This is a genomic window from Jannaschia donghaensis, assembly GCF_001403795.1.
Taxonomy (GTDB): domain Bacteria; phylum Pseudomonadota; class Alphaproteobacteria; order Rhodobacterales; family Rhodobacteraceae; genus Jannaschia; species Jannaschia donghaensis.
The window spans coordinates 671603-697549 of sequence record NZ_CXSU01000005.1; the positions used below are offsets into that span (position 1 = coordinate 671603).

Annotated in this window: 26 protein-coding genes, 3 tRNA genes and 1 riboswitch; of the genes, 17 read left to right on the plus strand and 12 right to left on the minus strand. The window is 64.6% G+C overall.

Annotated elements, in window-relative coordinates; translation table 11 throughout:
- Positions 1–8 precede the first annotated feature (8 nt).
- Positions 9–875 (minus strand): hypothetical protein, encoded by an 867-nt coding sequence (locus tag JDO7802_RS04025; RefSeq protein ID WP_055082796.1) that lies wholly within the window; start codon positions 873–875, stop codon positions 9–11.
- 83 nt (positions 876–958) lie between these two features.
- Between JDO7802_RS04025 and JDO7802_RS04030 the strand changes: the two genes are divergently transcribed.
- The 7 genes from JDO7802_RS04030 to JDO7802_RS04060 all read left to right on the plus strand — a co-directional run bounded on the left by JDO7802_RS04030 (position 959) and on the right by JDO7802_RS04060 (position 7345).
- Positions 959–2611: an ABC transporter permease gene (locus JDO7802_RS04030; RefSeq protein WP_055082798.1), complete on the plus strand. Its 1653-nt coding sequence runs from the start codon at positions 959–961 to the stop codon at positions 2609–2611.
- A gap of 8 nt (positions 2612–2619) precedes the next feature.
- Positions 2620–2695, plus strand: a tRNA-Thr gene (locus JDO7802_RS04035).
- 132 nt (positions 2696–2827) lie between these two features.
- A riboswitch (guanidine-I (ykkC/yxkD leader) is annotated at positions 2828–2932 on the plus strand.
- 79 nt (positions 2933–3011) lie between these two features.
- The gene (locus tag JDO7802_RS04040) at positions 3012–4064 is read left to right on the plus strand and encodes a putative urea ABC transporter substrate-binding protein (protein WP_055082800.1); all 1053 of its coding nucleotides are present in this window, start codon (positions 3012–3014) and stop codon (positions 4062–4064) included.
- A 43-nt stretch (positions 4065–4107) separates the two neighbouring features.
- Positions 4108–4920, plus strand: coding sequence for an ABC transporter permease (locus JDO7802_RS04045; protein ID WP_055082802.1), 813 nt, complete (start codon positions 4108–4110; stop codon positions 4918–4920).
- Positions 4917–5684, plus strand: a complete 768-nt coding sequence (locus tag JDO7802_RS04050) for an ABC transporter ATP-binding protein (protein ID WP_055082804.1) — start codon at positions 4917–4919, stop codon at positions 5682–5684. Before JDO7802_RS04045 ends, JDO7802_RS04050 begins: the two co-directional genes overlap by 4 nt.
- Positions 5665–6909 carry an agmatinase family protein gene (locus JDO7802_RS04055; protein WP_055082806.1) on the plus strand — a complete coding sequence of 415 codons (1245 nt, stop codon included), beginning with the start codon at positions 5665–5667 and terminating at the stop codon, positions 6907–6909. The genes JDO7802_RS04050 and JDO7802_RS04055 overlap by 20 nt, the downstream gene beginning before the upstream one ends.
- Positions 6899–7345 (plus strand): hypothetical protein, encoded by a 447-nt coding sequence (locus JDO7802_RS04060; RefSeq protein WP_055082807.1) that lies wholly within the window; start codon positions 6899–6901, stop codon positions 7343–7345. The genes JDO7802_RS04055 and JDO7802_RS04060 overlap by 11 nt, the downstream gene beginning before the upstream one ends.
- Here JDO7802_RS04060 and JDO7802_RS04065 read toward each other — a convergent pair.
- Entirely contained in the window at positions 7342–7833 is a 492-nt protein-coding gene (locus tag JDO7802_RS04065) for an ureidoglycolate lyase (protein ID WP_055082809.1), read from the minus strand. The two genes, JDO7802_RS04060 and JDO7802_RS04065, sit on opposite strands and share 4 nt — an antisense overlap.
- Complete coding sequence (puuE, locus tag JDO7802_RS04070) at positions 7830–9227, minus strand: allantoinase PuuE (RefSeq protein WP_055082811.1); 1398 nt, start codon at positions 9225–9227, stop codon at positions 7830–7832. The genes JDO7802_RS04065 and puuE overlap by 4 nt, the downstream gene beginning before the upstream one ends.
- A gap of 142 nt (positions 9228–9369) precedes the next feature.
- Here puuE and uraH point away from each other — a divergent pair, with 142 nt between their 5' ends.
- The gene (uraH, locus tag JDO7802_RS04075) at positions 9370–9720 is read left to right on the plus strand and encodes a hydroxyisourate hydrolase (RefSeq protein WP_055082813.1); all 351 of its coding nucleotides are present in this window, start codon (positions 9370–9372) and stop codon (positions 9718–9720) included.
- Between the two features lie 3 nt (positions 9721–9723).
- A complete protein-coding gene (locus JDO7802_RS04080) occupies positions 9724–10986 on the plus strand; it encodes a urate hydroxylase PuuD (protein ID WP_055082815.1) in 1263 nt (420 codons plus the stop codon).
- Here the strand turns inward: JDO7802_RS04080 and JDO7802_RS04085 are convergent.
- Positions 10980–11717: an SDR family NAD(P)-dependent oxidoreductase gene (locus JDO7802_RS04085; RefSeq protein ID WP_055082817.1), complete on the minus strand. Its 738-nt coding sequence runs from the start codon at positions 11715–11717 to the stop codon at positions 10980–10982. The genes JDO7802_RS04080 and JDO7802_RS04085 overlap by 7 nt on opposite strands.
- An 83-nt stretch (positions 11718–11800) precedes the next feature.
- Here JDO7802_RS04085 and JDO7802_RS04090 point away from each other — a divergent pair, with 83 nt between their 5' ends.
- The 3 genes from JDO7802_RS04090 to JDO7802_RS04100 are packed head-to-tail and all read left to right on the plus strand — an operon-like array spanning position 11801 to position 14311.
- Positions 11801–12199 (plus strand): DUF4112 domain-containing protein, encoded by a 399-nt coding sequence (locus tag JDO7802_RS04090; protein WP_055083041.1) that lies wholly within the window; start codon positions 11801–11803, stop codon positions 12197–12199.
- Entirely contained in the window at positions 12196–13185 is a 990-nt protein-coding gene (locus JDO7802_RS04095; RefSeq protein ID WP_055082819.1) for a YihY/virulence factor BrkB family protein, read from the plus strand. Before JDO7802_RS04090 ends, JDO7802_RS04095 begins: the two co-directional genes overlap by 4 nt.
- Entirely contained in the window at positions 13175–14311 is a 1137-nt protein-coding gene (locus JDO7802_RS04100) for an AI-2E family transporter (RefSeq protein ID WP_187298092.1), read from the plus strand. Before JDO7802_RS04095 ends, JDO7802_RS04100 begins: the two co-directional genes overlap by 11 nt.
- 48 nt (positions 14312–14359) lie before the next feature.
- Here JDO7802_RS04100 and JDO7802_RS18110 read toward each other — a convergent pair.
- Positions 14360–14443: transfer RNA gene (locus JDO7802_RS18110), tRNA-Tyr, on the minus strand.
- Between the two features lie 99 nt (positions 14444–14542).
- On the opposite strand from JDO7802_RS18110, the gene rlmB reads away from it, so the two are divergent.
- Positions 14543–15343, plus strand: a complete 801-nt coding sequence (gene rlmB / locus JDO7802_RS04105) for a 23S rRNA (guanosine(2251)-2'-O)-methyltransferase RlmB (RefSeq protein WP_055082823.1) — start codon at positions 14543–14545, stop codon at positions 15341–15343.
- A 463-nt stretch (positions 15344–15806) separates the two neighbouring features.
- The gene (locus JDO7802_RS04115; protein ID WP_055082826.1) at positions 15807–16280 is read left to right on the plus strand and encodes a CoA-binding protein; all 474 of its coding nucleotides are present in this window, start codon (positions 15807–15809) and stop codon (positions 16278–16280) included.
- Between the two features lie 59 nt (positions 16281–16339).
- Here JDO7802_RS04115 and JDO7802_RS04120 read toward each other — a convergent pair whose 3' ends face one another.
- The 3 genes from JDO7802_RS04120 to hisF form a co-directional block, all read right to left on the minus strand.
- The gene (locus JDO7802_RS04120) at positions 16340–17326 is read right to left on the minus strand and encodes a PRC-barrel domain-containing protein (protein ID WP_055082828.1); all 987 of its coding nucleotides are present in this window, start codon (positions 17324–17326) and stop codon (positions 16340–16342) included.
- Between the two features lie 193 nt (positions 17327–17519).
- Positions 17520–17837, minus strand: a complete 318-nt coding sequence (locus tag JDO7802_RS04125; RefSeq protein ID WP_055082830.1) for a phosphoribosyl-ATP diphosphatase — start codon at positions 17835–17837, stop codon at positions 17520–17522.
- 5 nt (positions 17838–17842) lie between these two features.
- Positions 17843–18604, minus strand: coding sequence for an imidazole glycerol phosphate synthase subunit HisF (gene hisF, locus JDO7802_RS04130; RefSeq protein WP_055083043.1), 762 nt, complete (start codon positions 18602–18604; stop codon positions 17843–17845).
- Positions 18605–18764: 160 nt separating this feature from the next.
- Between hisF and JDO7802_RS04135 the strand changes: the two genes are divergently transcribed.
- The gene (locus JDO7802_RS04135) at positions 18765–19199 is read left to right on the plus strand and encodes a DUF302 domain-containing protein (protein ID WP_055083045.1); all 435 of its coding nucleotides are present in this window, start codon (positions 18765–18767) and stop codon (positions 19197–19199) included.
- 276 nt (positions 19200–19475) lie between these two features.
- Here JDO7802_RS04135 and hisA read toward each other — a convergent pair whose 3' ends face one another.
- The gene (hisA, locus tag JDO7802_RS04140) at positions 19476–20198 is read right to left on the minus strand and encodes a 1-(5-phosphoribosyl)-5-[(5-phosphoribosylamino)methylideneamino]imidazole-4-carboxamide isomerase (RefSeq protein ID WP_055082831.1); all 723 of its coding nucleotides are present in this window, start codon (positions 20196–20198) and stop codon (positions 19476–19478) included.
- A gap of 136 nt (positions 20199–20334) precedes the next feature.
- Here hisA and JDO7802_RS04145 point away from each other — a divergent pair, with 136 nt between their 5' ends.
- A complete protein-coding gene (locus tag JDO7802_RS04145; RefSeq protein WP_055082833.1) occupies positions 20335–20721 on the plus strand; it encodes a DUF2147 domain-containing protein in 387 nt (128 codons plus the stop codon).
- Between the two features lie 54 nt (positions 20722–20775).
- Here JDO7802_RS04145 and hisH read toward each other — a convergent pair whose 3' ends face one another.
- Positions 20776–21414 carry an imidazole glycerol phosphate synthase subunit HisH gene (hisH, locus tag JDO7802_RS04150; RefSeq protein ID WP_055082835.1) on the minus strand — a complete coding sequence of 213 codons (639 nt, stop codon included), beginning with the start codon at positions 21412–21414 and terminating at the stop codon, positions 20776–20778.
- Between the two features lie 4 nt (positions 21415–21418).
- Complete coding sequence (gene hisB / locus JDO7802_RS04155; protein ID WP_055082837.1) at positions 21419–22006, minus strand: imidazoleglycerol-phosphate dehydratase HisB; 588 nt, start codon at positions 22004–22006, stop codon at positions 21419–21421.
- Between the two features lie 255 nt (positions 22007–22261).
- On the opposite strand from hisB, the gene JDO7802_RS04160 reads away from it, so the two are divergent.
- A complete protein-coding gene (locus JDO7802_RS04160; RefSeq protein ID WP_055082839.1) occupies positions 22262–25762 on the plus strand; it encodes a Hint domain-containing protein in 3501 nt (1166 codons plus the stop codon).
- An 88-nt stretch (positions 25763–25850) separates the two neighbouring features.
- Here JDO7802_RS04160 and JDO7802_RS04165 read toward each other — a convergent pair.
- Positions 25851–25925 (minus strand) — tRNA-Gly (locus JDO7802_RS04165).
- Positions 25926–25947 lie beyond the last annotated feature (22 nt).

Genomic DNA, 25947 nt, shown 5'->3' on the forward strand with positions numbered 1-25947 from the left:
ACGCGGGGTCAGGGGGCAATGAAGGTAACGCCGTCCATCGCCCTCAGGCGCGCCACGTCCTGTTCGTAGAGATCCGACAGTCCGACGATCATGTCCTCGGACCAGCCGGGCAGGGTGATGTCCGGGGCGATGGCGGCGTCGTCGGCGTATTTGTTCAGGAACGCCGTGACCACTTTACGCCACATCGTCAGGTTCGGAACCGGGTTGTCGCGCAGATAGCCCTCGAACCGGCGAAACCCCTCGGGCGTCATGATCTGACGCAGGATCGCATCTTCCCCGGTCATCTCGGCGTCGACGGCCGCGATCCGGCGCAGCAGGTCGGGCCAGATCAGCGGCAGATCCTCGTTGCACCAAACCGTCAGCGGCACGTCCGGACAAGCCTCCCGGATCTGCGCGACAGGCTCCGACCAATTGATCTGCGCCAAATCGTGACCGGCGATGAAGGCTGGAAATTCGGTCGCCGACGACGCCTCGAACAGGGCGGGTACGAAGGTCGCAGGGTTGCGGACGGCCAGAAAGAATTCGACCTGATGACCGGGGAAGATGTCACGCAGCATCTGTGTCCGCCTGGCGGCTTCGGTGTACATCGCCCGCCCCGACAGGACCTTGGCATAGATGCCGAGAAAGCCTTCGTAGCTCAGCACGATGCGGTCCGCCGACGTCTCCTCCAGAAGCTCCTGCATGAGGGGATTGCCCATGCCGGGCACCAGGTTGCCGCCGTTGCCCTGCAACGCCTTGCGAATGGCGGGCCGCGCCTTGCCGCCGGGGGGGACGACGACGGACTGCCGGGTCAGCAGGGGGGCATTCTCGATCAGCGTCCTGAGGATCAGATCCTCGTCAGTGCAATGCGCACCAAGGTGAATAGCAATCTGCACCGGCCCCGCCCCTCGGTTCTTTTGCCGCAACCTATCCGTGGCCCGCTGGACAGGCAAACGCCAATGCCGTAGCGCCTTGGCCCATGTCCGACGGAAAGGCTCAGATACACGCCGCAGCCCCGCTCGACCTGTGGTCGGCCGGCGCGTTGGTGATCGCGGGTCTGGTTCTGGTGCCGATCGTGGCCGTCGTCTGGATGGCGGCCTTCCCGACCGAGAACATCTGGCCCCACATGCTGTCGACGGTGCTGCCGCGGTATCTGGCGAACACGCTGATCCTGATGACGGGGGTGGGCGTGCTGGCCGCGTCCATCGGGGCGGGGGCGGCGTGGCTGGTGGCGATGCACGACTTTCCGGGCCGCCGGATCCTGTCATGGATGCTGCTGATGCCGCTGGCGATCCCGGCCTATGTGGGGGCCTATGCGCTCGTCGATTTTCTGGATTACGCCGGACCGGTCCAGACCGGGCTGCGCGCGATCTTCGGCTGGTCGACGGCCGCCGACTACGCCTTTCCCGACATTCGCTCCATGCCATTCGCGATTTTGGTGATCGGCCTGTCGCTTTATCCTTACGTCTATCTTCTGGCCCGCGCCGCCTTCGCCGAGCAATCGGGCGCGGGCTACGAAGTCGCGCGCGCCCTGGGGGCTGGCCCGTGGCGGCGTTTTGTGTCCGTCGGCCTGCCGCTGGCCCGTCCGGCCATCGCGGCGGGCGTGGCCGTGGTGATGATGGAAAGCGTCAACGATTTCGGCGTCGTCGATTTCTTCGGCGTGCAGACCCTGACGACCGGCATCTTCTCGGTCTGGCTTTCGGGCGGCAACGCAGGTGGTGCGGCGCAGATCGCCTGCGTGATCCTGCTTCTCATCGCGCTGCTGGTCCTGTTGGAGCGGCGGTCCCGCGCGCGCCGCCGCTTTTGGCAGGCCGCCCGTTCCCAACGCCCGGTGGCGCGGACTGCGGCGACGGGCGCGACGGGATGGGCGATGACATCGGCCTGTGCCCTTCCGGTCCTGCTGGGCTTCGGCTTTCCGGTGGCGGTCATGGGCTGGCACGCGATCTTCGCCTCCGACGGCTGGCTCGCGCCGGGATTAACGCGGGCGGTCCTGAACACCGTGACCGTGGCAGGCGTCGCGGCCGTGGCGACCGTCGGCCTTGCCCTGTTCATGACCTATGGCGTGCGTATGACCGGGCGGGCCTTGCCGCGTCTGCTGCTGCCCGTGACGACGATCGGATATGCGGCCCCAGGCGCGGTGCTGGGTCTGGGCGTGTTGATCCCGCTGGCGGCCCTCGACAACCGGGTCGCAGATGCCGTTCTGGCGATGACTGGATGGGACCCTGGCCTGATCCTGACCGGGTCGATGGCGGCGCTTGTCTTTGCCTATATCGTGCGCTTCTTCGCGATCGGACAGGGGGCGGCAGATGCGGCGCTGACGCGGATTCCGCCGTCTTTGCCCTTGGCGGCCCGGTCGCTGGGGCAGGGGCCGCGGGGCGTTCTGGCCCGCGTTCACCTTCCGCTGATGCGCGGGTCCGTGGCGATGGCCCTGCTTTTGGTATTTGTCGATGCGGTCAAGGAGTTGCCGGCCACGCTGCTTTTGCGACCCTTCGGCTTCGACACCCTTGCCACACGCGTCCATGACCAGGCGTCGCTCGAACGTCTGTCGCAGGCCGCCCCGGCGGCCCTCGTCATAACAGCCGTCGGTCTGGCTGCCGTCCTCTTGCTCGCCCGTGCAGACGCGGCTAAGTGACGGTCAGTGCCCCTATAGCTCAGCCGGTAGAGCAACTGATTTGTAATCAGTAGGTCCGCGGTTCGAGTCCGTGTGGGGGCACCATTCAGTTCTGCGATCTGCCCGAGAATGGGGCGCTGCGGGCAGTTTCGCCCAAATTTCAGACGGCATCCCTGAATTCGGTCCTGCCATAGTGCGCGACGATTGCATCGTGTGATCCGGCCTCGCTCAATCGTAAGGCAGGATGTCTAGGGTTCCGCCTCCGCCGAGGGTCAGGTCCGAGAGATATCGCCGTGCGGCGAAAGACCGGGCGGTACACGGCGGGGCAAAATCCCGGGAGGCTACTGCGCTGGTTTGACCCGCGCTCCGCCATGACTTCGATGCGGTCAATCCATCCAAGACTTATTGATGGGGACCGAACATGAAGAACCTTGCGACACTGACGGCCATCGCCCTGTGCACGGCGACCATGGGCCATGCGGATGGGCACACCAAGACCGACTTCAAGGTGGCCTGGTCCATCTACGTCGGCTGGATGCCCTGGGGCTATCTGGAAGACAGCGGCATCATGGACAAATGGGCCGAGAAATACGGGATCGATGTCGAGATTGTGCAAATCAACGACTACGTCGAATCGATCAACCAATATACTGCCGGGCAATTCGACGGCGTGTCGGCCACTAATATGGACACGCTGTCGATCCCATCGGGCGGTGGCGTGGATACCACGGCCCTGATCGTCGGCGATTACTCCGACGGTAACGACGCAGTCATCCTGAAGGGCGAGGGCGACCTGGAAAGTCTGGCCGGCATGCCCGTCAATCTGGTGGAGCTTTCGGTGTCCCATTACCTGCTGGCGCGCGGGCTCGACAGTGTCGGCCTGTCGGAGGCGGATCTGGACGGCGTCATCAATACGTCCGACGCCGACATGATCGCGGCCTTTGCGACCGATGACGTGCAGGCGGTCGTGACGTGGAACCCCCTCGTCTCCGCCATTCTGGAGGAGCCGGGTGCGACCAAGGTCTTCGACAGTTCCGACATCCCCGGGGAAATCATCGACCTGATGGTCGTGAACACCGAAACGCTGGCTGCGAACCCCGATTTCGGCAAGGCGCTGGTCGGGGCATGGTACGAAGTCATGGGCCTGATGGCCGCGGGGGACGAAGACGTGCTGACGGCCATGGCCGAAGCGTCCGGCACCGATCTGGCGGGATACCAGGCGCAACTCGGGTCGACGCAGATGTTCTTTGCGCCCGAAGACGCGGTCGCCTTCACGTCCGACCCGGCGTTGCCGGAAACGATGGTCAGCGTGGCGGACTTCCTGTTCGACAAAGGCATCTTGGGGGAGGGCGCGCCGTCGGCCGATTTCGTCGGCGTCGAATACCCCGACGGGTCGATCACCGGCAGCGCGGACAACGTCATGTTCCGCTACGACGCGACCTACATGCAAATGGCCGCCGACGGCGCGCTTTGATCCAAGGATCGCCCGCCGCGAGATCTGCGGCGGGCACACTGACATGCGCCTGATCAACCTCAAACCTGGACGGCCCCTTGCAGTGTTTCTTGCGCTGTTGCCCTTCGCGCTGGCCTTCTTGGCCTATGCGGTCGCGTCGCAAATCCGGCTGGAGGCAAATGCGGCCGACAAGCTGCTGCCCGCCCCGGGCACGGTCTGGGACACGGCGGTGAGACTGACGACGGAAGGCGACCGGCGGACGGGGCGCATCCTGTTCTGGCACGATACTTGGGCCAGTCTGCAACGGCTGGGGCTGGGCATCGGCATCTCGGCCGGGGTCGGCCTGATCTTCGGCCTGTTGATCGGACTTCTGCCGCTGATGCGCAGTTTTCTGGCGCAGTTCGTCGCCGTCCTGTCGATGATCCCGCCACTGGCCCTTTTGCCGATTCTGTTCATCGTCTTCGGGTTGGGAGAGCTGTCGAAGGTCGTCCTGATCGTCATCGGCACGCTGCCCTTTCTGATCCGTGATCTGTCTCAGCGCGTGCTGGACCTGCCCGAGGAGTTGCTGGTCAAGGCGCAGACGTTGGGCGCGTCGTCCTGGGTCATCGCGATCCGCGTGGCGCTGCCCCAGGTGATGCCGCGCCTGATTCAGTCGGTGCGTCTGTCGCTGGGCCCCGCTTGGCTATTCCTGATTGCCGCCGAGGCGATCGCGTCGGATTTGGGCCTTGGATACCGCATCTTCCTGGTGCGTCGATATCTGGCGATGGATGTCATCCTGACCTACGTGATCTGGATTACGATCCTCGCATTTTTGATCGACTGGACGTTGCGCTGGGTGTCGCGCCGGTACTTCCCCTGGGCTGGGGCCGGCCTGTGAGCTTCGTCAGCGTTAGAAATGTCTTTCAGACCTACGGCCGCCGCCCGATCATCGAGCGGGTTGATCTGGACGTGACGGAAGGGGAGTTCATCTCGATCGTGGGCGCATCGGGATGCGGCAAGTCCACCTTCCTGCGCCTGCTGCTGGCGCAGGAGCGGCCCACCCGCGGCGAAATCCGTATCGCGGACGCGCCGCCCGCGTCGGAGCCGGGGCTGGACCGGGGCGTGGTGTTCCAGCGATACTCCGTCTTTCCGCATCTGACCGTGCGCGAAAATATCGTCGCGGGCGAAGGTTTTCGGCGGGGCTGGGGCCGGTTCTTCGGGGCGGCGCGTCGGGCCGCGCTGACCCGCGCGGACGATACCCTGGCACGGATCGGGCTGGATCATGTGGCCGGGCATTATCCGGCGACCCTGTCGGGCGGGATGCAGCAGCGCCTTGCCATCGGGCAGGCCCTTGCCGCGCGCCCCCGCGTCCTTTTGCTGGACGAACCGTTCGGCGCGCTCGATCCCGGCACGCGCCAGTCGATGCACGCTTTCCTGACCGATCTGCGGACGGAAACGGGCATGACCGTCTTCATGGTCACCCACGATCTGGAGGAGGCGTTCAAGCTGGGCGATCGCGTTCTCGTCTTCGATAAACCGCGCTGGGATCCGCATGACCCGGACGTGAACGGCGCCACCATCACCTACGATTTCGATGCCCGAAATGGCGGCATCCCGTTTCAGACCCTTGAGGAGAAAACCCATGTTCTGCACCCCGTCTAGGCCCTCCCGGTCCCACAACCCGCGCGATCGCGCGCTCCCCGACCGCCGCCACCATCATCCCGACCTGACCAAGCTGCGCGGCTGGCGTGCGATGCAGGCAGAGGAAGGCCTGCCCGAGACCGGGTGGGAGCAGGAGAAGAAATGGGCGCTGCGCATGGGGCTGACCGGGTCCGACAGCATCGATGACAAGTCGATCCCGACCTTCGCGCGCGGAGAGTTGCCGCATTACGCGGGCATCAACACCTTCCTCAAGGCCCCTTATGCGGAGGACGTGACGGAGGTGAAGCACTACGACGCGACCGTCCTGGGCATCCCGTTCGACGGCGGCACGACGTACCGCGCGGGGACGCGGTTTGGGCCGCAAGGCGTGCGCAAGATCAGCGCGCTGTATACGCCCTATAACTACGAAATGGCGGTAGATCTTCGTGAGCAGATGACGCTGTGCGATGCGGGCGACGTCTTCACCATCCCCGCCAACATCGAGAAGACCTTCGATCAGATCACCCGCGGCGTCAGCCACGTTGCGTCGTCGGGGTCGCTGCCGATCATGATCGGGGGGGACCATTCGATCGGCTTTCCCTGCGTGCGCGGCATCGCGGAATGCACGTCCAAGAAGATCGGGATCATCCATTTCGACCGCCACGCCGACATTCAGGAAAAGGACCTGGACGAACGGATGCACACGACGCCTTGGTTTCACGCCACCAACATGCCCAATGTGCCCGCCAAGAACCTGGTCCAGATCGGGATCGGCGGCTGGCAGGTCCCGCGCGAGGCCGTGAAGGTCGCGCGGGAGCGGGAGACGAACATCATCACCATGCGCGACATGGAGGAGATGGGCATCGACAAGACGGTGGAGATGGCATTGGAAATGGCGTGGGACGGGGTCGACATGGTGTATCTGTCCTTCGACATCGACAGCATCGACTGCGGGTTCGTGCCCGGCACCGGCTGGCCTGAACCCGGCGGGTTCCTTCCCCGCGAGGCGCTGGCGTTGGTGTCGAAGGTCGCCGCCGAGGGCATCTGCGGCATGGAACTGGTGGAGGTGTCGCCCCCTTACGACCAGTCGGAGATCACGGCCCTGATGGGCACGCGGGTCATCGTCGACGTTCTCGGGTCCCTCGTGGCAAGTGGCAAGATGGGCGATCACAAGCGCCATATGGACAAGCCGGTCACCATTCCGCACGGCGAATTCGAAGGAAAGCGGTGGTCGAATGCCACATGATCACGCCGACGGCCACCACCATCACGCCCACGGCCCGGGCCACAATCACGACCACCCCGACCAAATGCACAGCCACATGCACGCGGTGGACGCCGCCGCCGAACTGCAGGTCCTGACCGCGCAGTTCATCGACGGCTTCGTGGCGGCCAAGGACAAGATGTCGTACCTGCGCATCGCGGGTGTGCCGCTGGAGATACCGGGTCAGGGCGGCGGGCCGTCGATGAAGCTGGTAGACGTCAAGCTGACGACCGAATGGCAGGTCGGCACCGCGTCCCCGTCGTTCGGGTCGCGCGAACTCAGCTATATGCCGTATCCCGGTGAAATGGTGACGGAGCGGACGAACCTGGGCCTTGTCTATGTCTCGCTGGAAGCCAAGCACGTGACCGATTTGCGCGCCTTCCTGCAGACGCACCCACTGCTCACGGGGGCCCGCTAGGCGTCGGCCGTCACGATATACGGATCGGCCAGGGCATATTCCTCAAGGTTCGCGCCCGGGCCGATCCGGTCGATGACGGCGAAAAGCCCGGGGGCCGCCAGCGGGGTCAGCACGCCGTGCCAGGTGCCACGGTAGAGATTCACCGCCTGACCCGCCCCGACGATGAACGCGACCGGCATGCCCGGCACCCCGCCGTCGTCGGGCGCGACGGTGACGAGCCAGGCCTTGGAATGCATCGGCACGAAGCACTGGCTTCCGTCCGGGTGCCGCTCCAGCAGGTCCAGGGTATAGGGCAGGGCACGCGGTGTGGCATCGAACAGGCTGATCCCGGCGCGCCCGTCGGTGAAGTTCAGCTTGGCACGGTCGTGATACCGCCCGCACAGACCCGCATTGATGATCTTGTCGGCCGCCCCCGCCACGTCCAAAACATCGCCGTAGGGCGCGAAGGCGTCTGCCGTCAGCGGGTGCGCGACGATGACACGGCTCATGGTAACAGGTCCGCAAGGCGCAGCCGGGCGATACGCTCGACCTGTCGACACGCCTCGTCGAATTCGATGTCCCGGTCGTTGTCGATGCGCCGGTCGAAGGCGGCCATGATGCCCGCCTTGTCGTGGTCGCGCACCGCGATGATGAAGGGAAAGCCGTGCTTTGCAACGTAGGCCGCGTTGCGCGCTTCGAACGTCGCCCGCTCCGCGTCGGTCAGAAGGTCCAGGCCCGCACCCGCCTGTTCGGATGTGCTTTGGGCCGTCAATCGCCCGGCCGCGGCCAGCTTGCCCGCAAGGTCGGGATGCGCCTTCAGCACGCCCAGGCGTTCGTCGTCGGTGGCAGAGCGGAACATCCGGGCCAGCGCGTTGTGCAGCCCTGCGGCGGTGTCATGCGCCGGGCCCAGTTCCAGATCGAAAGCCCGCTCCGCGATCCAGGCCGAATGCTCGAAGATCGACCCGTAATTATCTACGAAATCTGTTTTTTCCATCTGTGATGGGCGGGGTGCGCGGCGATGCGGATGGGTCGCCGTCCAGTGTTCGGCGATTTGCAGACGCGTGGCGAACCAGACGCCGTTGTGCCCGCGCGCGTACTCGATGAACCGGCGCAGGGCTTCCGCCCGCCCCGGTCGCCCGGCCAGACGGCAATGCAACCCGATCGACATCATCCGCCCGCCTTCGCGGTATAAACAATCGAAGCTGTCGCGCAGATACGTCTCCCACGACGCGCCGTCGGGATGACCTGCCTGAATGGCAAAGCGCATGTCGTTGGCGTCCAATGTATAGGGCACGATCAACTGATCGCGATCGCCGTATTCCGTCCAATAGGGCAGATCGTCGGCATAGCTGTCGGCCAGGTAGGCAAACTGCCCGGTCTCGGCCACCAATCTCTGCGTGTCGTTGGAGGACCGGCCGCAATAGAAGCCGCGCGGCGCATCGCCTGTCACCTCCGTATGCAGGCGGATCGCCTCTGCGATGGCGGCGCGCTCCTCGGCCTCGGGCATGTCCCTATGCTCGACCCATTTTAGACCGTGCGACGCGATTTCCCAACCCGCATCCTGCATCGCTTCGACTTGAACCGGCCCGCGTGCGAGCGCGGACGCGACGCCGTAAACCGTCACCGGCAGGTCCCGCAGCATCCGGTGCAGCCGCCAGAACCCGGCCCGGGCCCCGTATTCGTAGATCGATTCCATGTTGGCATGGCGCATTGCCGGCCAAGGCTGCGCGCCGGTGATTTCCGACAGGAACGCTTCGGATGCGGCGTCGCCGTGCAGGACGTTGTTTTCGCCGCCCTCCTCGTAATTCAGGACGATGTTGACGGCGATCCGTGCGCCGCCCGGCCAACGGGCTTCGGGCGGGGTGGGGCCGTGTCCGATCATGTCGCGGGGGTAGCGGGGCATGGCATCTCCTTCGGCGTCGGGTCGATACGGGGGCAAAGAGGCGCGATATTCAAGACGTCTTCGGCCAAACTGCCGCACGATCACGGCTTTCCGTCGGCTGTCAGACCGGTAGGATGGCCCGTGCCCCAGATCGGAGAGACCCATGGCCGGATACCTGACGACCCACATCCTCGATACTGCGCGGGGCTGCCCGGCCGAAGGGATCACGATCCTGCTGCACCGCATATCGGGCACGTCGCGCAATCAGATCGCGCAGGCCGTCACCAACGCCGACGGGCGGACCGACGGCCCGATCCTGCCCGAGGCGGAGTTCGAGACCGGCATGTATGAGCTGACCTTCCAGACCGGCGACTATCTGCGGCGCAACGGTCAGAACGGCGAGACGCTGTTCCTGGAGGAAATTCCGATCCGCTTCGGTATGGCAGAGGCGGCGCATTACCACGTGCCCCTGCTGCTCAGCCCGTTCGGCTATTCCACCTATCGCGGATCCTGATCCATGTACGACTTTGCAATCGCCTGGGATTGGCTGGCCTTCGGTGTACGCTGGTTGCATGTCATCACCGGCATCGCCTGGATCGGGGCCAGCTTCTATTTCATCGCGCTCGACCTGGGCTTGCGCAAGGCCGACGATTTGCCCGTCGGGGCCCACGGCGAGGAGTGGGAGGTGCACGGCGGCGGCTTCTATCACACCACGAAATACCTGGTGGCCCCCGACCGCCTGCCCGAACATCTGACTTGGCACAAATGGCAGGCCTATTGGACCTGGCTGTCGGGTGCGGCGCTGCTCGCCATCGTGTACTGGGCAGGGGCGGAGTTGTTCCTGATCGACCCCGCCAAGGCGGATCTCGCCACATGGCAGGCCATCGGCCTATCGGCTGCGTTCATCGCGGTCGGGTGGCTGGGCTACGACGCGCTTTGTCGCTCGCCGCTGAAATCCAACGCGACGGCGGTGATGCTGGTGCTCTTCGCGGGGATCGTCGTGGCCAGCTGGGCGCTGAACCAGGTGTTCACGGGGCGCGCGGCCCTGCTGCATCTGGGCGCGATGACGGCCACGATCATGACGGCCAACGTCTTCTTCATCATCATGCCCAATCAGCGCATCGTGGTCGCCGACCTCAAGGCCGGCCGCGCGCCGGACCCGAAGTACGGTCAGATCGCCAAGCTGCGGTCGATGCACAACAACTACCTGACATTGCCGGTCCTGTTCCTGATGCTGTCGAACCACTATCCGCTGGCCTTCGGGACGCAATACGCCTGGATCATCGCCTGCCTGGTGTTTCTGACCGGCGTGACGATCCGGCATTATTTCAACACGCTGCACCTGACCGGATCCGGCCCGGTGTGGACCTGGGGGGCGACCGCGGTCCTGCTGGTGCTGATGGCCTGGCTCTCGACGGTGTCGTCCTTCGACGGCGACTACGACACGGTGGAGGCCGCGCCGCTGACCCCCGCCGCGCAACGCTTCGCCGACGCCGAAGGGTTCGAGGACGCGGCGAACGTCGTTCTGGGTCGCTGCTCCATGTGCCACGCGCGGGAGCCGAATTGGGACGGGATGCATTGGGCCCCCAAGGGCGTGCATCTGGAGACGGAGGCCGATATCGCGTCGCACGCCCGGCAGATCTATTTGCAATCGGGCGTTAGCCACGCGATGCCGCCCGCGAACCTGACCGACATGACCGAAGCCGAACGGGCCATGGTGCGCGCGTGGTTCCGCGACGCGGGCGGCACGTCGCTTGCCGGTCTGCGCGCCGATCAGTAGGTCGCGCGCCCGCCCGACAGATCGAAGACCGCACCGGTGGTGAAGCTGTTGGCGGGGCTGACCGCCCAAGCGATCATTTCCGCCGCCTCCTCGACCTCCAGGAACCGCCCGCGCGGGATCTTCGACAGCATGTAGGCGATGTGGTCCTCGCTCATCTGGTCGAAGATCGGCGTGCGCGCGGCGGCTGGCGTGACGCAGTTCACGGCGATGTCCATATCCGCCAGCTCTTTGCCCAGGCTCTTGGTGAAGCCGATCACGCCCGCCTTCGACGCGGAATAGGCGCAGGCGTTCGGATTGCCTTCCTTGCCCGCGACGGACGCGATGTTCAGGATGCGGCCATACCGGGCTGTCTTCATCCCGGGCACCAGCGCACGATTGACGTGGAACGTGCCGGTCAGGTTGATGGCGATGATCCGCGCCCAATCATCCAGACCGTAATCTGCCACCGGCACGTTCGGCCCGGCGATCCCGGCGGAATTGACCAGGACGACGGGCTGACCCAACGCTTTGACCGTGCTGTCCAGCGCCGCTTCGACCGACGTATAGTCGGAGACGTCGCAGGTCACCGCCAGCGCGCCCTCCGCGTCGCAGGTCGTCGTATTCCGGTCCGGGTTCGCGTCCCAGCTTGCCACGCGCGCGCCGCTCGCGATCAGCTTGCGCATGACCGCCAGCCCGATGCCCTGTGCGCCGCCCGTGACCACCGCCACCTGATCTTTGAAAATATCGGTCATCCACCCCTCCCGGTTCCGCTGCGAAACCCTAGCGGTCCGACGTGGGGCAGGGAACCCGGATGGCCCGTCATGCGTCTGGTCACATGACAAACAGCCACTCCGCACCCGATCTGCCCAGGGAAATTGCTGCCCGCCTCGATCGGCTGGACCGTCTGGCCAACAATATGGACAGCCGCTACCGCATTCCACTGACGCGCATCCGGTTCGGATGGGACGCGATTCTGGGGCTTGTGCCGGGTATCGGGGACGTAGCGGCACTGGCCCCGGCGGGATACATCCTGCTGGAAGCGCACAGGATGGGGGCACCCACCCCGGTCAAGGCCAAGATGACGGCGAACACCGGTGTCGACTGGCTGATCGGGACGATCCCGATCATCGGCGACATCTTCGATATCGGCCTGCGCGCCAACCGTCGCAACGTCGCCCTGCTGCGTGCGCATTTCGCTGCGGTCCACACGATCCCTGACGGAGCTCCCGCATGAAGACCGATAAACTGGCCACGACCGCAGAAGCCGTCGAGGCCCAGCCCGGACGCGGCCGTGACGCCACCGGACCGACCAAGATCCCCAAGAAGGGCCTCAAAGACGTCCTTTGGCGGCTGAAGGACGAAATCTCGAACGACAATCTGTTCCTGGTGGCTGCGGGCGTGGCTTTCTATGGCCTGCTGGCGATCTTTCCGGCCATTACCGCGCTGATGTCTGTGGCCGGTCTGCTCTACCGCCCGGAGGAACTTGTGTCCGTCCTGGAAGGCGCGTCCCGGGTGGTGCCGCCCGACGTCAGCCGCATCTTGTTGGAGCAGGCCCAATCGGTGGCCGGCAGCGACGAAGGCGGTCTGACGCTGGGTCTGGCACTGGGTTTCGGTTTGGCGCTTTGGTCGGCATCTTCGGGCGTCGGCAGCCTGATCCAAGGCCTGAACGTCGCCTACGACGAAGAGGAGACGCGCAGCTTCGTCTGGCTCAAATTGCGCACCATCGCCATGACCATCGCGATGATCATCGGTCTGATCGTGGCCGCCGCCCTGATCGTTTTGGTTCCCATCGCGCTGGATTTCGTAGCCTTCACGCCAGGGATCGAAATGCTGATCCAACTGGTCGCCTATGTCCCCCTGGCGCTGATCTTCATCGGCGGGGTGTCGGCCCTGTACCGGTGGGGGCCGGACCGGTCCAAGGCGGAATGGAAATGGCTGACGCCGGGTGCGTTGGTGTCTTCGGTCCTTTGGCTTATCGCCTCCGTCGGGTTCTCGGTCTATGTGCAGGCCTTCGGCAGCTATAACGAGACCTTCGGGTCCATCGGCGGCGTGATCGTCCTGCTGATGTGGCTGTGGATATCGGCCATCGTCATCCTGCTGGGTGCCGAACTCAACTCCGAACTAGAGGCGCAGACAGCGCGCGACACCACTACTGGCGAGCGGGAGCCGATGGGCCACCGTGGCGCGGTCAAGGCAGATGAGCTTGGCGATGTCTCCTGATCCCGCCGACCCCGCTGCGCGCAATCCGCTGCTTGTCCCCGTCACGGGCATATTCATTCTTCTGCTGATCCACGCACTGATCTTCGCGTCCGATTTCCTGATCCCGGTGACATCGGCCATCCTTGGCTATTTCATCCTGAATGCGCCGCGCCGCGCGCTGGGCCGGATCGGCATTCCTTCGCCCGTCGCTGCCGCGATCTTCACGATCCTGATCGGTGCCGTCTTGACCGTGGGTGCCATCGCACTGAGCGAGCCGTTGACCGCGTTCGTGACCGACATCCCAAGCCTGATCGACAAGGTTCTTTTGACGCTGCGCGGGCCGGACGGTCCGTTGGAGCTTGTGAACCGCGCCGCCGAAGCGACCGACAAGGTCATCACCGAAACTTCCGGCCCTGCACCAATGAAAGTTCAGGTCGTGGGGTCGGGGGGGCTAGCCACATCCGTCGCATCGGTCGCGCCCGGCATGATGAGCCAAGTGGTCTTTGCGGTTTTTCTGCTGTTTTTCCTTGTCGCATCGGGCGATCTGTTCATCCAGAAGGCCGTTCAGGTGGTCGACCGGTTCCAGGATAAGCGCACGACGCTGATGACCATCCGCACGATCGAGGCGCGGCTGGGCAATTACCTTGGCGCCATCACCCTGATCAACATCGCTTTGGGCGTCGCAATCGGGGCGTTTATGTGGATTTGGGGCGTACCTTCGCCTTGGTTGCTGGGCATGATGGCGACCTTCCTGAACTTCGTGCCATTCGTGGGCGCGGTCGTCGGATCGCTGGTCGCAGGGGTGGTCGCCTTCGTGGCATTCGGCGACCTTTGGGCCGCCTTGGGCGTGCTTGGCACCTACTACGCGATCACAGCGCTGGAGGGGCAGTTGTTGACCCCCGCACTGGTGGGTCAGCGACTGCGGTTGAACGTGACGATGGTGTTCCTGTCGGTCGCGTTCTTCGCGTGGATCTGGTCGGTGATGGGCATGGTCGTTGCGGTCCCCTCGCTGATCGTGGTGAAGGTCGTCTGCGATGCCGTCCCCCGCTTCCGCAAGGTTGGCCTGTTCCTCGGTGACGCCGAAGGCTTCGTGCCCGAGGCCGCAAAGCCCGATACCGCCGCCGCGATCCCGCCGAACGCGGGATGATCGGCACCGGGCCCGTTCGGGCGTCTGTCTGAACCTGCTTGTGATGAATGGTGGGCGACCCTGGAATCGAACCAGGCGTGAGTCGCCTCGAGGGAGTTACAGTCCCCTGCCACACCTTGCGGCCTGTCGCCCACTGGCGGCGGGGATAGCCGCCGTGCCGGGTGGGGTCAAGCGGTGTTGTGGCGAGTTTCTTCGCGGGTGATAAGACCCCCAATCGGCAGGGGAAGTATCATGGCGCAAAAGCCCAAATGGGTCGTCCAGAAGGAACAGGATCGCAGGGCTGCGGCCAATGCGACGGTCTGGCTGTTTGGGTTGCATGCGGTGCGTGACGCGCTGCAAAATCCGATGCGCGATCGTCTGCGCCTTGTCCTGACGCGCAACGCCGCCGACCGGTTGGGCGATGTCGTGCCCGCCTGCGGGATGGAGCCGGAGATCGCCGATCCTCGCAAGTTTCCCGTCCCACTCGACCCCGGGTCGGTGCATCAGGGCGCCGCGCTGGAGGTCAAACCGCTCGACTGGGGGCGGCTCGACGATCTGTCCAAGCCGGGGCAGGGGAACGCCCCGCTGCTGGTCTTGCTGGACCGCGTGACGGACCCGCACAACATCGGGGCCATCCTGCGCAGCGCCGAAGTCTTCGGGGCCCGCGCCGTCGTCGCGCCGTCGCGCCATTCAGCACCCGAAACCGGTGCGTTGGCCAAGACGGCGTCGGGCGCGCTGGAACGACAGCCGTATCTGCGCGTGGGCAATCTGGGCGACGCGATGGAGCGGCTCAAGGACCTTGGGTACATCCTGATCGGCATGGACGGAGAGGCGGAGGAGACGCTGGGCGATGTGGCACCTCAGGTCTTGGACCAACCCACCGCAATCGTGCTGGGGGCCGAGGGGCCGGGCCTGAGGGAGCGAACGAAGGCGCTTTGCGACCGTCTGGTTCGGGTCGATCCGGCTGGCGCGTTCGGATCGCTCAACGTGTCGAACGCCGCTGCCGTCAGTCTTTTTGCGCTGCGCGCCGGGCGCGGCGGTCCCGATGCCTGAAAAGCTCGCCACGTGTTGCTATTGCGGGCGGCGTTCAGCGTTGAGGATGGCGGACCACACGCTCGTCTGCGGGTCCTGCGGGGCTCCGTTGCGGAACATGAAGCCGCTGCGGCCCGCGCATGCCCAGGCGATCGCAAGCCATCCGGCCGATCCGCGTCCCCACAAGATGCCCCGGCCCAAGCCGATGAAACGGCGGAAGAAACGCAAAAGCGTGTGGAAAAAGCTGGCTGACCGGGTGGAGGATGTCTGGGATGAGATCGAGGATATCTTCGACTAACGCTCGGCGATGGGTTGCTCATGGAAAAACATATCCGTGATCGGAACTTCTTTCACGTCCGGGGGTTACCTAAGTGTCTGAGGACGGCAGGTCTGGAACTCCTGCCCTCCATATCACTGTCCCTCGTTCCATACCTTGGCCCGCGTCATTATTGCCGCGGGCCTTTTTTTGTCGTCTGATCTGGGGATGACGACAATACCCTCCGACAAGGTGCTGCGCGACCTGCTGACGCGACCGAAGACGTTTGCGTGCGTCGGCGTGTCCCCAAATCCCATCCGGCCGAGCCATTTCGTCGCGCGATACCTGTCGCTGCGCGCGTTCCGGGTGATCCCGGTGAACCCGGGCCACGTCGGAACGACGCTCTTCGGTGAGGCGGTGGTGGGCGATCTGGCCGATATCGACGGGCCGGTCGAAATTCTGGATATCTTTCGCCGGCCCGAGGTGGTGCCGGCCATCGTGGAGCAGGGTTTGGCGTGCCTGACGGGCCTGTCTTGCGTCTGGCTTCAGGTCGGCGTCACCAGCGCAGCGGCGCGGGCAATGTGCAAGGATGCGGGGGTGACGTTCATAGAGGATCGCTGCCCCAAGATTGAATACCAGCGTCTGTTCGGAGAGTTGCGGATGGGCGGCTTCAACACCGGCGTGATCAGCGCAAAGCTGTAATCGCACCAAAGCGGCCCGCCGCGATAAGCGACGGGCCGGAAGATCGGGTTTCAGCGTTGTCAGTCTTCGTGGGTCGGCATCGCTTCGAGCTCGTCTTCGGTCGATGCGATATAGGCCCGCAAGTCGTTCTCGCCCTGCATCAGGGTGATGTCGCTCATGTCGACGGCGACGGGCTTTTCGCCAAGACCCAGAAAACCGCCCACATCGATCACTGCACGGTCGGCCATGCCGCCGTCCGCGCCCAGCAGCTCGCCGATCTCGCCAACGGCTTCGTCGTTGGGGTCATAGACGGTGATGCCGATGATATCCTCGGCGGTCACGTCGCCGGTGGACACCATGGTGTAGCCTTCGCGTTCCATCATGTCCGTGCCGTCCATCGTATCGGGATCGGCTTCCACGATCTCCTCCTGCACATCCAGATCACCCGCGATCGGTTCCCGCGCGTCCGACAACTCCGTGCCGATGGTGGCCAGCGTTTCGGTTCCGGCAGTCGCCTGGGTATCAAGACCTGTGCCCTGAACCTCCGTCTCCTCGATTTGCTCGGGCTCGGGTGCTTCGTCGATGGCGGGGCTCTCGTCTTGGGCCATATCATCCGTCGTGGACATGATTGCCGCGTCCCGACCCCGCTCGACTTCGCCGTCGAAGGCGGGCGCTCCCTCCAGATCAGCTGTCGTACCGGTCAGGACCACGAAGAACTCATCGGCGTCTGCGCCATCTGACACGAACGTCAGATCATCCACATTCACGGCGACCGTGCGCTCGCCCATGCCGATAAAACCGCCGATGTCGATCATCACGGCGTCGATGCCGCCTTCGGCACCGATCAGGATATCGGAGATTTCGCCGACGTCATCCCACTCGGGTGCGTCGTCTGTCGTAAGGTTACCGGCTTGTTCTGTGACATAGAGGCGGGCCCCCATGAGATCCGAGGCGCGGAGGGCCTGGATGTTCAAGCTCTGGACGAAACTGGAGGAAACGTGACCGTCCGAAAAACCCGGGGTGGCAAGGGAAAGCGCAATGGCAGTGGACGCCATAAGGGTTTTCATCTTAGTATTCCTCAGTTGCTAGGTGACCTGTTTGCAGGTTGGTCATCCTTGCAACACGCAGGGTGATGCAAGGGTTCCAACCTTTCGTGTCACCCTGCTCTTAAATTTTCCCACGATCTGAACGCGGAAGGTCACCGGTGCCGCCGGCTCGGCGTCGTAGCGGCCATGTGAAAAGACACAGCTCTGGCCCAAATTATTTCGGACGCGCGGCTTTCTCGGTCAATCCCGACTCGCCGTCGCGTCGGTCCAGCTCGTCGAGCACGTCGCGCAACGCGACATTTCGCGACGCCAGCATGATGCAAAAATGATACAATACATCGGCACCCTCGCGGGTAAGGGCGTCCCGGTCGCCCTTCACAGCCTCGATCAGTGCTTCGATCGCTTCTTCGCCAAATTTTTCGGCGCATTTCTCGGGCCCCTTGGACAGAAGCTTGGCGGTCCAGCTTGTCTCGGGGTCGGCCGTGCGTCGGTTCTCGACGGTCTGCCAAAGGCGATCGAGGGTGTGGGTCATGTCGTTCACTCCATCCGAACGGGAATACCGGCGGCGGCCATATGCGCCTTGGCTTGCGCGATGGTATAGGTACCGAAGTGAAAGATCGACGCGGCCAGCACCGCCGAGGCACCGCCCTCCGTCACGCCGTCGACCAGGTGATCCAGTGTTCCCACGCCGCCCGATGCGATCACCGGGATCGTCACCGCATCCGATACCGCACGGGTGAGGGGCAGGTTGAACCCTGCCTTCGTCCCGTCGCGGTCCATCGACGTCAGCAGGATTTCGCCCGCACCCATGGCCATGGCCGTGCGCGCGAAGGCCACGGCGTCGATGCCGGTGGGCTTGCGTCCGCCGTGGGTGAAGATTTCCCATTTGCCGGGCGATACGGTCTTGGCGTCGATCGCGCAGACGATGCACTGGCTGCCGAATTTGTCGGCCGCGCGCGCCAGCACGTCCGGGTCGGCCACGGCAGCCGAATTGAACGAAACCTTGTCCGCGCCCGCCAGCAGCAGATTGCGCACGTCGTCCACCGTGCGCACCCCGCCACCGATGGTCAGCGGCATGAAACACGCCTCGGCCGTACGGGTCGCCAGATCGTACATCGTGCCGCGGTTTTCATGGGTCGCGTGGATGTCGAGAAAGCACAGCTCATCCGCGCCCGCCGCGTCGTAGGCGCGGGCGGATTGGACGGGATCGCCGGCGTCGATCAGATCGACGAAGTTCACGCCCTTGACCACGCGACCGTCGGCCACGTCGAGGCAGGGGATGATGCGGGTCTTCAACATGAGCGCGGTTTGGCCCGGTTCGATCCGCATGGCAAGGTGCGGGGGCCTGACGTTGGCACGCGCCATGGTCCTGAAGGCCGCGACCGGAGATGACGCGGCTGTGAAACCGCCTGTCCGGCAGGCGTGTTACATTGTGCATCCCACCAGTCTGGAGAGACCCATGATCCGTACCGTAACGGCCGCCGCAGCCGCCTTGACCCTTGCCCTTCCGGTCAGCGCCGAAACGCTCGCCTCGCCGCATTCCGTCGCGCAGACGATGGACAACCTCGTGGCCGCCGTCGAAGGGGCGGGGGCCACCGTCATGGCCCGCGTCGATCATACCGCCGGTGCGGCCAGCGTCGATATGGACCTGTCGGAAGCGCAGCTTCTGGTCTTCGGCAACCCCAAGGTCGGCACGCCGATCATGCAGCAGGATCTACGCGCGGGTCTTGTTCTTCCCTTGCGTGTCCTGGTCCACGACAGCGACGACGGCACGGTGATCCGCTGGCAATCGCCCGAAGAGATGTTCGCGGGGCTGGACGTCGATCTGGAAAGCGAACCGGTGAAGATGGCAGCGGGCGCGCTGGCGAATTTGACGGCGAAGGCGGCGGAGTAGCTAGATCTTCGTTCCGAAAACTAGCCTGACGAATGCCAACAAGACAGCCCCGACCAATGCGATCGGGGCCGTTATGATCATCCCGAACCCGGCATTCGCCAAACCGGATAGATCGGACATTTGACGGGCGTCCAAGCCTCGGCATTGCGTGAATTCAGAAGCGCTACTTCCGACTTGCAAGCAATCCAACGCGTCGGCTCGGAAGCCTGCAATTAAGGATATGATGACCAGAGAGACTGCCAAAAGGAGCAAGAGGCCACCGAGAAAATTCGTGGTTTAGTCATCGCCAAGCATCTTCAGCGCTTCGCTCAGATCAATCGCGCCGTCATACAATGCCCGTCCTGAGATCGCCCCAGCAATTGTGCCCTTCGCCTTTAACGCTTGCAGATCGGCCAGCGACGACACGCCGCCCGATGCGATCACGGGGATGTCGACCGCCCGGGCCAATGCGTCCGTCGCCTCGACGTTCGGGCCGCCCATGGCACCGTCGCGGTCGATGTCGGTGTAGATAATGGCCGCGACGCCCGCGTCCTCGAACCGGCGGGCCAGATCGGTCGCCGTCACATCGGTTTCTTCGGCCCAGCCGCGCGTCGCCACACGGCCCGCGCGCGCGTCGATACCGACCGCCACCTTACCGGGAAATTCGCGCGCGGCCTGCCGCACCAGATCGGGGTCCTCCACCGCGACGGTGCCCAGGATGACGCGTGCCAGACCTTGCATCAGCCAGGTCTCGATCGTGATCATGTCGCGGATTCCGCCACCCAATTGGCACGGCACGGTGATCGACCCCAGGATCGCCTCGACCGCCTTGGCATTTACTGGCTCTCCCGCAAATGCGCCGTTGAGATCGACCAGATGCACCCATTCGCAGCCCGCGTCCTGAAAGGCGCGCGCCTGCGCGGCCGGATCGTCGTTGAAGACCGTGGCCGATGCCATTTCCCCGTGGACGAGGCGCACGGCCGCGCCGTCCTTGAGGTCGATTGCGGGATAGAGGATCATTGCACACGCTCCGGGTCACTGGCTGTCCTGCGGTTCTGACGCAATCCAAGGCGCAGCGGAAGCCCGTGCCGAAACGTCACGCTTGATTTGGCGATCCGACCACCGTCAGGGTCGGCGCAGTCTAGGGAGGACACATATGAAACGCTTTCTCTTCACCCTCGTCGCCAGCCTTGGCCTGGCCACCATCGCATCCGCGGACCCGATCGAAGGTGTCTGGCAGACCGAAGTCGACGACGGATCCTATGCCCACGTGACGGTCGCGCCCTGCGGCGGCAATTACTGCGGCACCATCAGCAAGACCTTCAACGCCTCGGGCGAATATCAGTCGCCGAACCTGGGCAAGCAGATCGTGCGCAACATGGCCGCACAGGGCGGCGGAGAGTACGAAGGCCAAGTCTGGCGTCCGTCCAATGACAAGGTCTATCTGGGCAAGATCGCCCTGTCGGGCAACCAGATGGCGCTCCGCGGCTGCGTCGCCGGTGGCCTGATCTGCGCGCGTCAGAACTGGGTCAAGATCCGCTGATCGCGGCGATCCGAGCCGATCGCGTCGGCCCGCCTTGTGCGGGCCGTTCGCATATCACGGCGTCCAGCGCAGGAAATTCGCGATCAGGCGCAGGCCAGTCGCCTGGCTTTTTTCCGGGTGGAACTGGGTGCCCACGACGTTGCCCCGCGCCACGATCGCGGTGACGTAGCCGCCGTAGTCCACATGGGCCAGCCGGTCTGCGACATCGTCCATGACCATTTGGTAGGAATGAACGAAATACGCGTGATCGCCAGTCGCAAGTCCCGCAAGAACCGGATGATCCGCCGTCAGGATCAGATCGTTCCAGCCCATGTGCGGCACCTTGAGCGACGTATCGGTCGGCGCGATCCGCTCGATGGCGCCCCCGATCAGGCCGAAGCCCGGCACGTCCTCGTATTCGCGACCCACGGTCGCCAGCATCTGCATGCCGACGCAGATACCCAGGAACGGAACGCCGCGCGGGCCGACGGCCTCCAGCACCGCGTCCTCCAGGCCGTCGAAGGCCTGCAACCCGCGGCGGCAGGCCGGAAAGGCCCCGTCGCCGGGCAGAACCACGCGGTCGGCGCGGGCCACGTCCTCGGGCCGCTGGGAGACGAGGACCTGCCCGGCGTCCGCCTCCCGCGCCATCCGCTCTAACGCCTTCTGGGCGGAATGCAGGTTGCCGCTGTCGTAATCGACCAGAACCGTAAGCATCGCCTTACAGAATTCCCTTGGTCGACGGGATCGCGTCGGCCTTGCGGGGGTCGGTCTCCAACGCGTCGCGCAGGGCGCGGGCGAAAGCTTTGAAGGCGGCCTCGACGATATGATGTGAATTGACACCGCGCAGCCCGTCCATGTGCAGCGTGATGCCGCCATGGGTGGAGACCGCCTGGAAGAATTCGCGCACCAGTTCAGTGTCGAAGCCCTTGATCTGGGGGGCGGTCATGGAGACGTCCCATGCCAAATACGGTCTTCCCGACAGGTCGAGCGCGGCGCGGACCAGCGCGTCGTCCATCGCCAGATGGCACGTGCCGTAGCGCACGATCCCACGCTTGTCATCCATTGCCTGCGTCAGGGCTTGGCCCAGGGCGATGCCCACGTCCTCGACGGTGTGGTGGTCGTCGATGTGCAGGTCGCCATCGCAGCGCACGGTCATGTCGATCAGGGCGTGCCGGGCCAATTGGTCCAGCATGTGATCGAAGAATCCCACGCCGGTCTGGTTGTCGTAAGTGCCGCTTCCGTCCAGGTCGATCTCGACCCGGATGTCCGTCTCGGCCGTCTTGCGAGTGATCGTGGCCTTGCGCATGGGGTGCCTCCGGCGGGTCTGACGGGTTTCGCCCGCTCATATCCGGCGAATGCGGCGCGCGAAAGACCCTGGCCCACCGCGCAATCTGCCGGGGCCGCTTCGATTGTATTTTGCGACGCAGCGTCCGGAGAGGCGAAATAAGGCGGATCTAAACAATTCGTCACAATTTCACCTAATTGTTTCACTAATGCTCGGTCCAAGTTTTTAAAGGTCCGTGGCCGTTTCGGCCTTGGTTCGTCTGTCCCGAGGTGTGTTGTGCCTGTCTTCTCATTTCGTCTCTACGACGCCGACCCGTTCGGCATCCTGAGTCAGACGGCCGGCAATATCGCCACTTGGACTGGCCCCGGCGTTGCGGCTGGTACAGCCATCGTCACCGACAACGGGACCGGTACAACCTCCCAGTTCTTCGTGGACGACACCGAGACCGCAACGGCGGACGTCACCGTCGGGGGCTTTTCGGCGACCGGTGCGGCCGTGCAAGCCGAAGAGACCTGGATTGTCCGGGACACCATCTCGGGCGAACAGATCACCGTCACCACCTTCAACGTCAACGGCGGCACCGCCTATTTCTCGATAGCCTCGTCTCCGCTGGTCGAAGGCCGCGCGTACGAGACGATTCAGTTCGACGCCACACCATCGGAGGCGGAGGGCACAGCCTTCGCCTACGAAGATTACAACGACGGCACCGTCTTGGGCACGGCGGGCAACGACGTCATCGACCGGGACTATGATGGCGACCCGAATGGCGACCGGGTCGACAACAACGATCTCTATACATCCGAAACGACGGCCGAGACGTTCACCTGGGCCCCCTTCGGCGACAATGCGGACTTGGCCGGATCCTCGGGTGGGTCGCAGACGAACGGCGACGTGTTGGTCACCTTCACCGCCGACGCGCCCACTGGGTCGACCTTCATCGCGAACTTCGACAATGGGGCCGCCGCCAACGATAACATCTACGTCCCGCCCGGCACCAATTTTTCCAGCACTTCCTCCAGCCGCTTCTTCGCCGACGGCAATGCGACCGACACGACGCTGACGATCAATTTCGACAGCGCCGATCCAGGCACCTCGACCGAAGTGCACAACGTCCAGTTCCTGATGACCGACATCGACGGTATAACGAATGGAGCGAACAACTTCCTCGATACCGTGACGATCCGCGCCTACGACGTGGACGGCAACGAGATCGATCTAACGATCGACGTCTTGGGCAATGACATTCTGTCTGCCGACGGGAATACCGTCACCGCTTCAGCCGATCTCGACAATCCCGATCAGGCGGACGGCGCGATCCTCGTGACGATCCCCGGCCCGGTCGAACGGGTCGTTATCACCTATGACAACGGCGGCGACACGCAGCAGGCGGTCTTCGTCTCGGACATCAACTACGATGCCGTGTCGACGCAGGGAAACGCGGACAGCATCGACGCGGGGGGTGGCAACGACAGCGTCTTTGCCGGCTCCGACGATGACACGGTGCGGGGCGGAACGGGGAACGACACACTCGACGGCGGTTCGGGTGACGACGAGTTATTCGGCGACGCCGGCAACGACAGCCTGCTGGGTGGCACCGGCAACGATACGTTGGACGGCGGGAACAACAACGACACGCTGTCAGGCGGGTCCGGCGACGATAGCCTGTCTGGTGGCAATGGCCGCGACAGCCTGTCCGGCGGCAGCGGCACCGACACGCTCGACGGTGGCAACGGCGCGGATGTGCTGGATGGCGCCGACGGGGATGACATCCTGCGGGGGGGCGGCGGTGCCGACACCATCGTCAGCGGTGCCGGAGCAGATGATGCCGACGGCGGCGACGGCAGCGATTTGTTCGACATGGCCGATGGGTTTGGTGCCGACACGCTGACCGGGGGCGAGGGCGGAGTCGATTTCGACGTCGTCGATTTCGCCGATCTGACCGCCCCGGTTTCGGTCACCTTCACCGGGGCCGAGGCGGGAACGGCGACCGACGGCACCGATACGCTGCAGTTTTCCGAAATCGAGCGGTTCATCCTGACCGATTTCGACGACGTTGTTTCGGGTAACCTCGGGGACGAGAATATAAGCGCTGGCGGGGGCGACGACACCCTGGACGGCGGGGCCGGCAACGACACGCTGCTGGGGGAGGCGGGCAACGACTCGATCGCCTTCGGGCAAGGCGCGGACAGTGTCGACGGCGGCGCAGATGCGGATTTCATCTATGGCCTGGGATCCGATTTCGACCAGATCGTCATCGGCGGCGAAGGCGGGGATGACCGCGACACCCTGAGCTGGGAAAATGAGAACGATGACGCGGACGCCGCCCTGATCGTCTTCGACGGCGACGAATCCGGCACGGCCACGTTGCGCGGGCAGGAAACCGATTTCAGCGAGATCGAGACCGTCCACACGACCCAGGCCAATGACACGATCGACGCCAGCGCGTCGACGGGTGGCGTGGATGTGGCGAGCTTTGCGGGAGATGATTTCTTCGTCGGTGGGTCGGGCGCAGATACATTCAGCGCGGGTTCGGGCAACGATACCATCGACGGCGGCGCAGGCGACGATAACCTGTCTGGCGGCGACGATGCCGATACCTTCATCGTCACCGGCACGTTTGGCAACGACACCATCGTCGGTGGGGAAGGGGGCGACGACACCGACACAATCGACCTGTCCGGCCTGTCCGGCCCCGTCACCGTCACGTATTCGGGCGACGAAGCAGGCACGATCACCGACGGCACCAGCACGATCGTCTTCTCTGGGATCGAGCGCCTGATCCTGACCGACTTCGACGACGTGGTCGATGCGACGGCCGACGGAGCGGGCATCGATGTCGACGCGGGCGCGGGCGACGACATTATCACCGGGGGCACGGCCGCCGATACCGTGGACGGCGGCGCGGGCGACGACAGCGTCACGGGCGGGGCCGGTGCGGATGTCGTTGCAGGCGGCGACGGCGATGACACCATCGACGTGGGCACCGGCGACGTGGCGACCGGCGGGGCGGGCGACGATCTTTTCGTCGTGGATACCGGGAACGCCGGCGGCGGCACGATCACCGTCACGGGCGGCGAGGCGAATGAGACGGCGGGCGACACCGTCGATTTCAACGGCCTTTGGGATTCCGGCGAGACGACCTTCACCAATTCGAGCCTGGGCGGTTCCAGCCCCCTGACCGACGGCACCACCGTCGTGTTCGAGGAAATGGAGGCTGTCATCTGTTTTGCCGGCGGTACCCACATCGCCACGCCGCAGGGTGCGCGCCGGGTCGAAGATCTGGTCGCCGGTGATCTGGTGCTGACCCGTGACGACGGTGCGCAGCCCCTGCAATGGGTCGGGACGCGGATTGGTCTGGTGGGACGCGACATGGCCCCTGTCGTGTTTCAGCCCGGAACGATCGGCAACGACGCGATCCTGCGCGTCTCGCCGAACCATCGTATGCTGGTGAGTGGATGGCGCGCGCAGCTGATGTTCGGAGAGGAGGAGGTCCTCGTCCCCGCGAAGGCCCTGATCGATGGGCGCGGCGTGCGAGCCGGGCGTCCGGGTCTCGTCGTCTATCACCATCTTCTGACGCCGGCCCACCAGGTAATCTTCGCCGAAGGTGCCGAGGCCGAGACGTTCCTGCCCGCAGCCGAAGGCCTGAACGGCGTCGATGCGGCGGCGCGCGCGCGGCTGTTCGATGTGCGGCCCGATCTGCGCGCGGACCTGGCAGCCTATGGTCCGACAGCGCGACCTGCGCCGCGCGCGCGTCTGGCGCAGCTTCTGGCTGGATAGGCATCGCCATCCTGCAGACGTCCGATCTACCGACAAGACAAAGAAAAACCCCCGGTCCCGAGGGACCGGAGGTTTTTTCTGACCGAATTGGAGCGGGCGAGGCGATTCGAACGCCCGACCCTAACCTTGGCAAGGTTATGCTCTACCCCTGAGCTACGCCCGCGCCATTTCGGTAGCGGCGGTTT

Coding starts and splice junctions, on each gene's coding strand:
- JDO7802_RS04120 (WP_055082828.1), bottom strand. CDS start 17,326: ATGAAAACCCTTATGGCGTCCACTGCCATTGCGCTTTCCCTTGCCACC.
- JDO7802_RS04115 (WP_055082826.1), top strand. CDS start 15,807: ATGACGACAATACCCTCCGACAAGGTGCTGCGCGACCTGCTGACGCGA.
- JDO7802_RS04065 (WP_055082809.1), bottom strand. CDS start 7,833: ATGAGCCGTGTCATCGTCGCGCACCCGCTGACGGCAGACGCCTTCGCG.
- JDO7802_RS04040 (WP_055082800.1), top strand. CDS start 3,012: ATGAAGAACCTTGCGACACTGACGGCCATCGCCCTGTGCACGGCGACC.
- rlmB (WP_055082823.1), top strand. CDS start 14,543: ATGGCGCAAAAGCCCAAATGGGTCGTCCAGAAGGAACAGGATCGCAGG.
- JDO7802_RS04095 (WP_055082819.1), top strand. CDS start 12,196: ATGAAGACCGATAAACTGGCCACGACCGCAGAAGCCGTCGAGGCCCAG.
- JDO7802_RS04090 (WP_055083041.1), top strand. CDS start 11,801: ATGACAAACAGCCACTCCGCACCCGATCTGCCCAGGGAAATTGCTGCC.
- JDO7802_RS04060 (WP_055082807.1), top strand. CDS start 6,899: ATGCCACATGATCACGCCGACGGCCACCACCATCACGCCCACGGCCCG.
- JDO7802_RS04100 (WP_187298092.1), top strand. CDS start 13,175: ATGTCTCCTGATCCCGCCGACCCCGCTGCGCGCAATCCGCTGCTTGTC.
- JDO7802_RS04145 (WP_055082833.1), top strand. CDS start 20,335: ATGAAACGCTTTCTCTTCACCCTCGTCGCCAGCCTTGGCCTGGCCACC.
- JDO7802_RS04135 (WP_055083045.1), top strand. CDS start 18,765: ATGATCCGTACCGTAACGGCCGCCGCAGCCGCCTTGACCCTTGCCCTT.
- JDO7802_RS04030 (WP_055082798.1), top strand. CDS start 959: ATGTCCGACGGAAAGGCTCAGATACACGCCGCAGCCCCGCTCGACCTG.
- hisA (WP_055082831.1), bottom strand. CDS start 20,198: ATGATCCTCTATCCCGCAATCGACCTCAAGGACGGCGCGGCCGTGCGC.
- JDO7802_RS04125 (WP_055082830.1), bottom strand. CDS start 17,837: ATGACCCACACCCTCGATCGCCTTTGGCAGACCGTCGAGAACCGACGC.
- JDO7802_RS04045 (WP_055082802.1), top strand. CDS start 4,108: ATGCGCCTGATCAACCTCAAACCTGGACGGCCCCTTGCAGTGTTTCTT.
- JDO7802_RS04085 (WP_055082817.1), bottom strand. CDS start 11,717: ATGACCGATATTTTCAAAGATCAGGTGGCGGTGGTCACGGGCGGCGCA.
- hisH (WP_055082835.1), bottom strand. CDS start 21,414: ATGCTTACGGTTCTGGTCGATTACGACAGCGGCAACCTGCATTCCGCC.
- JDO7802_RS04055 (WP_055082806.1), top strand. CDS start 5,665: ATGTTCTGCACCCCGTCTAGGCCCTCCCGGTCCCACAACCCGCGCGAT.
- puuE (WP_055082811.1), bottom strand. CDS start 9,227: ATGCCCCGCTACCCCCGCGACATGATCGGACACGGCCCCACCCCGCCC.
- uraH (WP_055082813.1), top strand. CDS start 9,370: ATGGCCGGATACCTGACGACCCACATCCTCGATACTGCGCGGGGCTGC.
- hisB (WP_055082837.1), bottom strand. CDS start 22,006: ATGCGCAAGGCCACGATCACTCGCAAGACGGCCGAGACGGACATCCGG.
- hisF (WP_055083043.1), bottom strand. CDS start 18,604: ATGTTGAAGACCCGCATCATCCCCTGCCTCGACGTGGCCGACGGTCGC.
- JDO7802_RS04080 (WP_055082815.1), top strand. CDS start 9,724: ATGTACGACTTTGCAATCGCCTGGGATTGGCTGGCCTTCGGTGTACGC.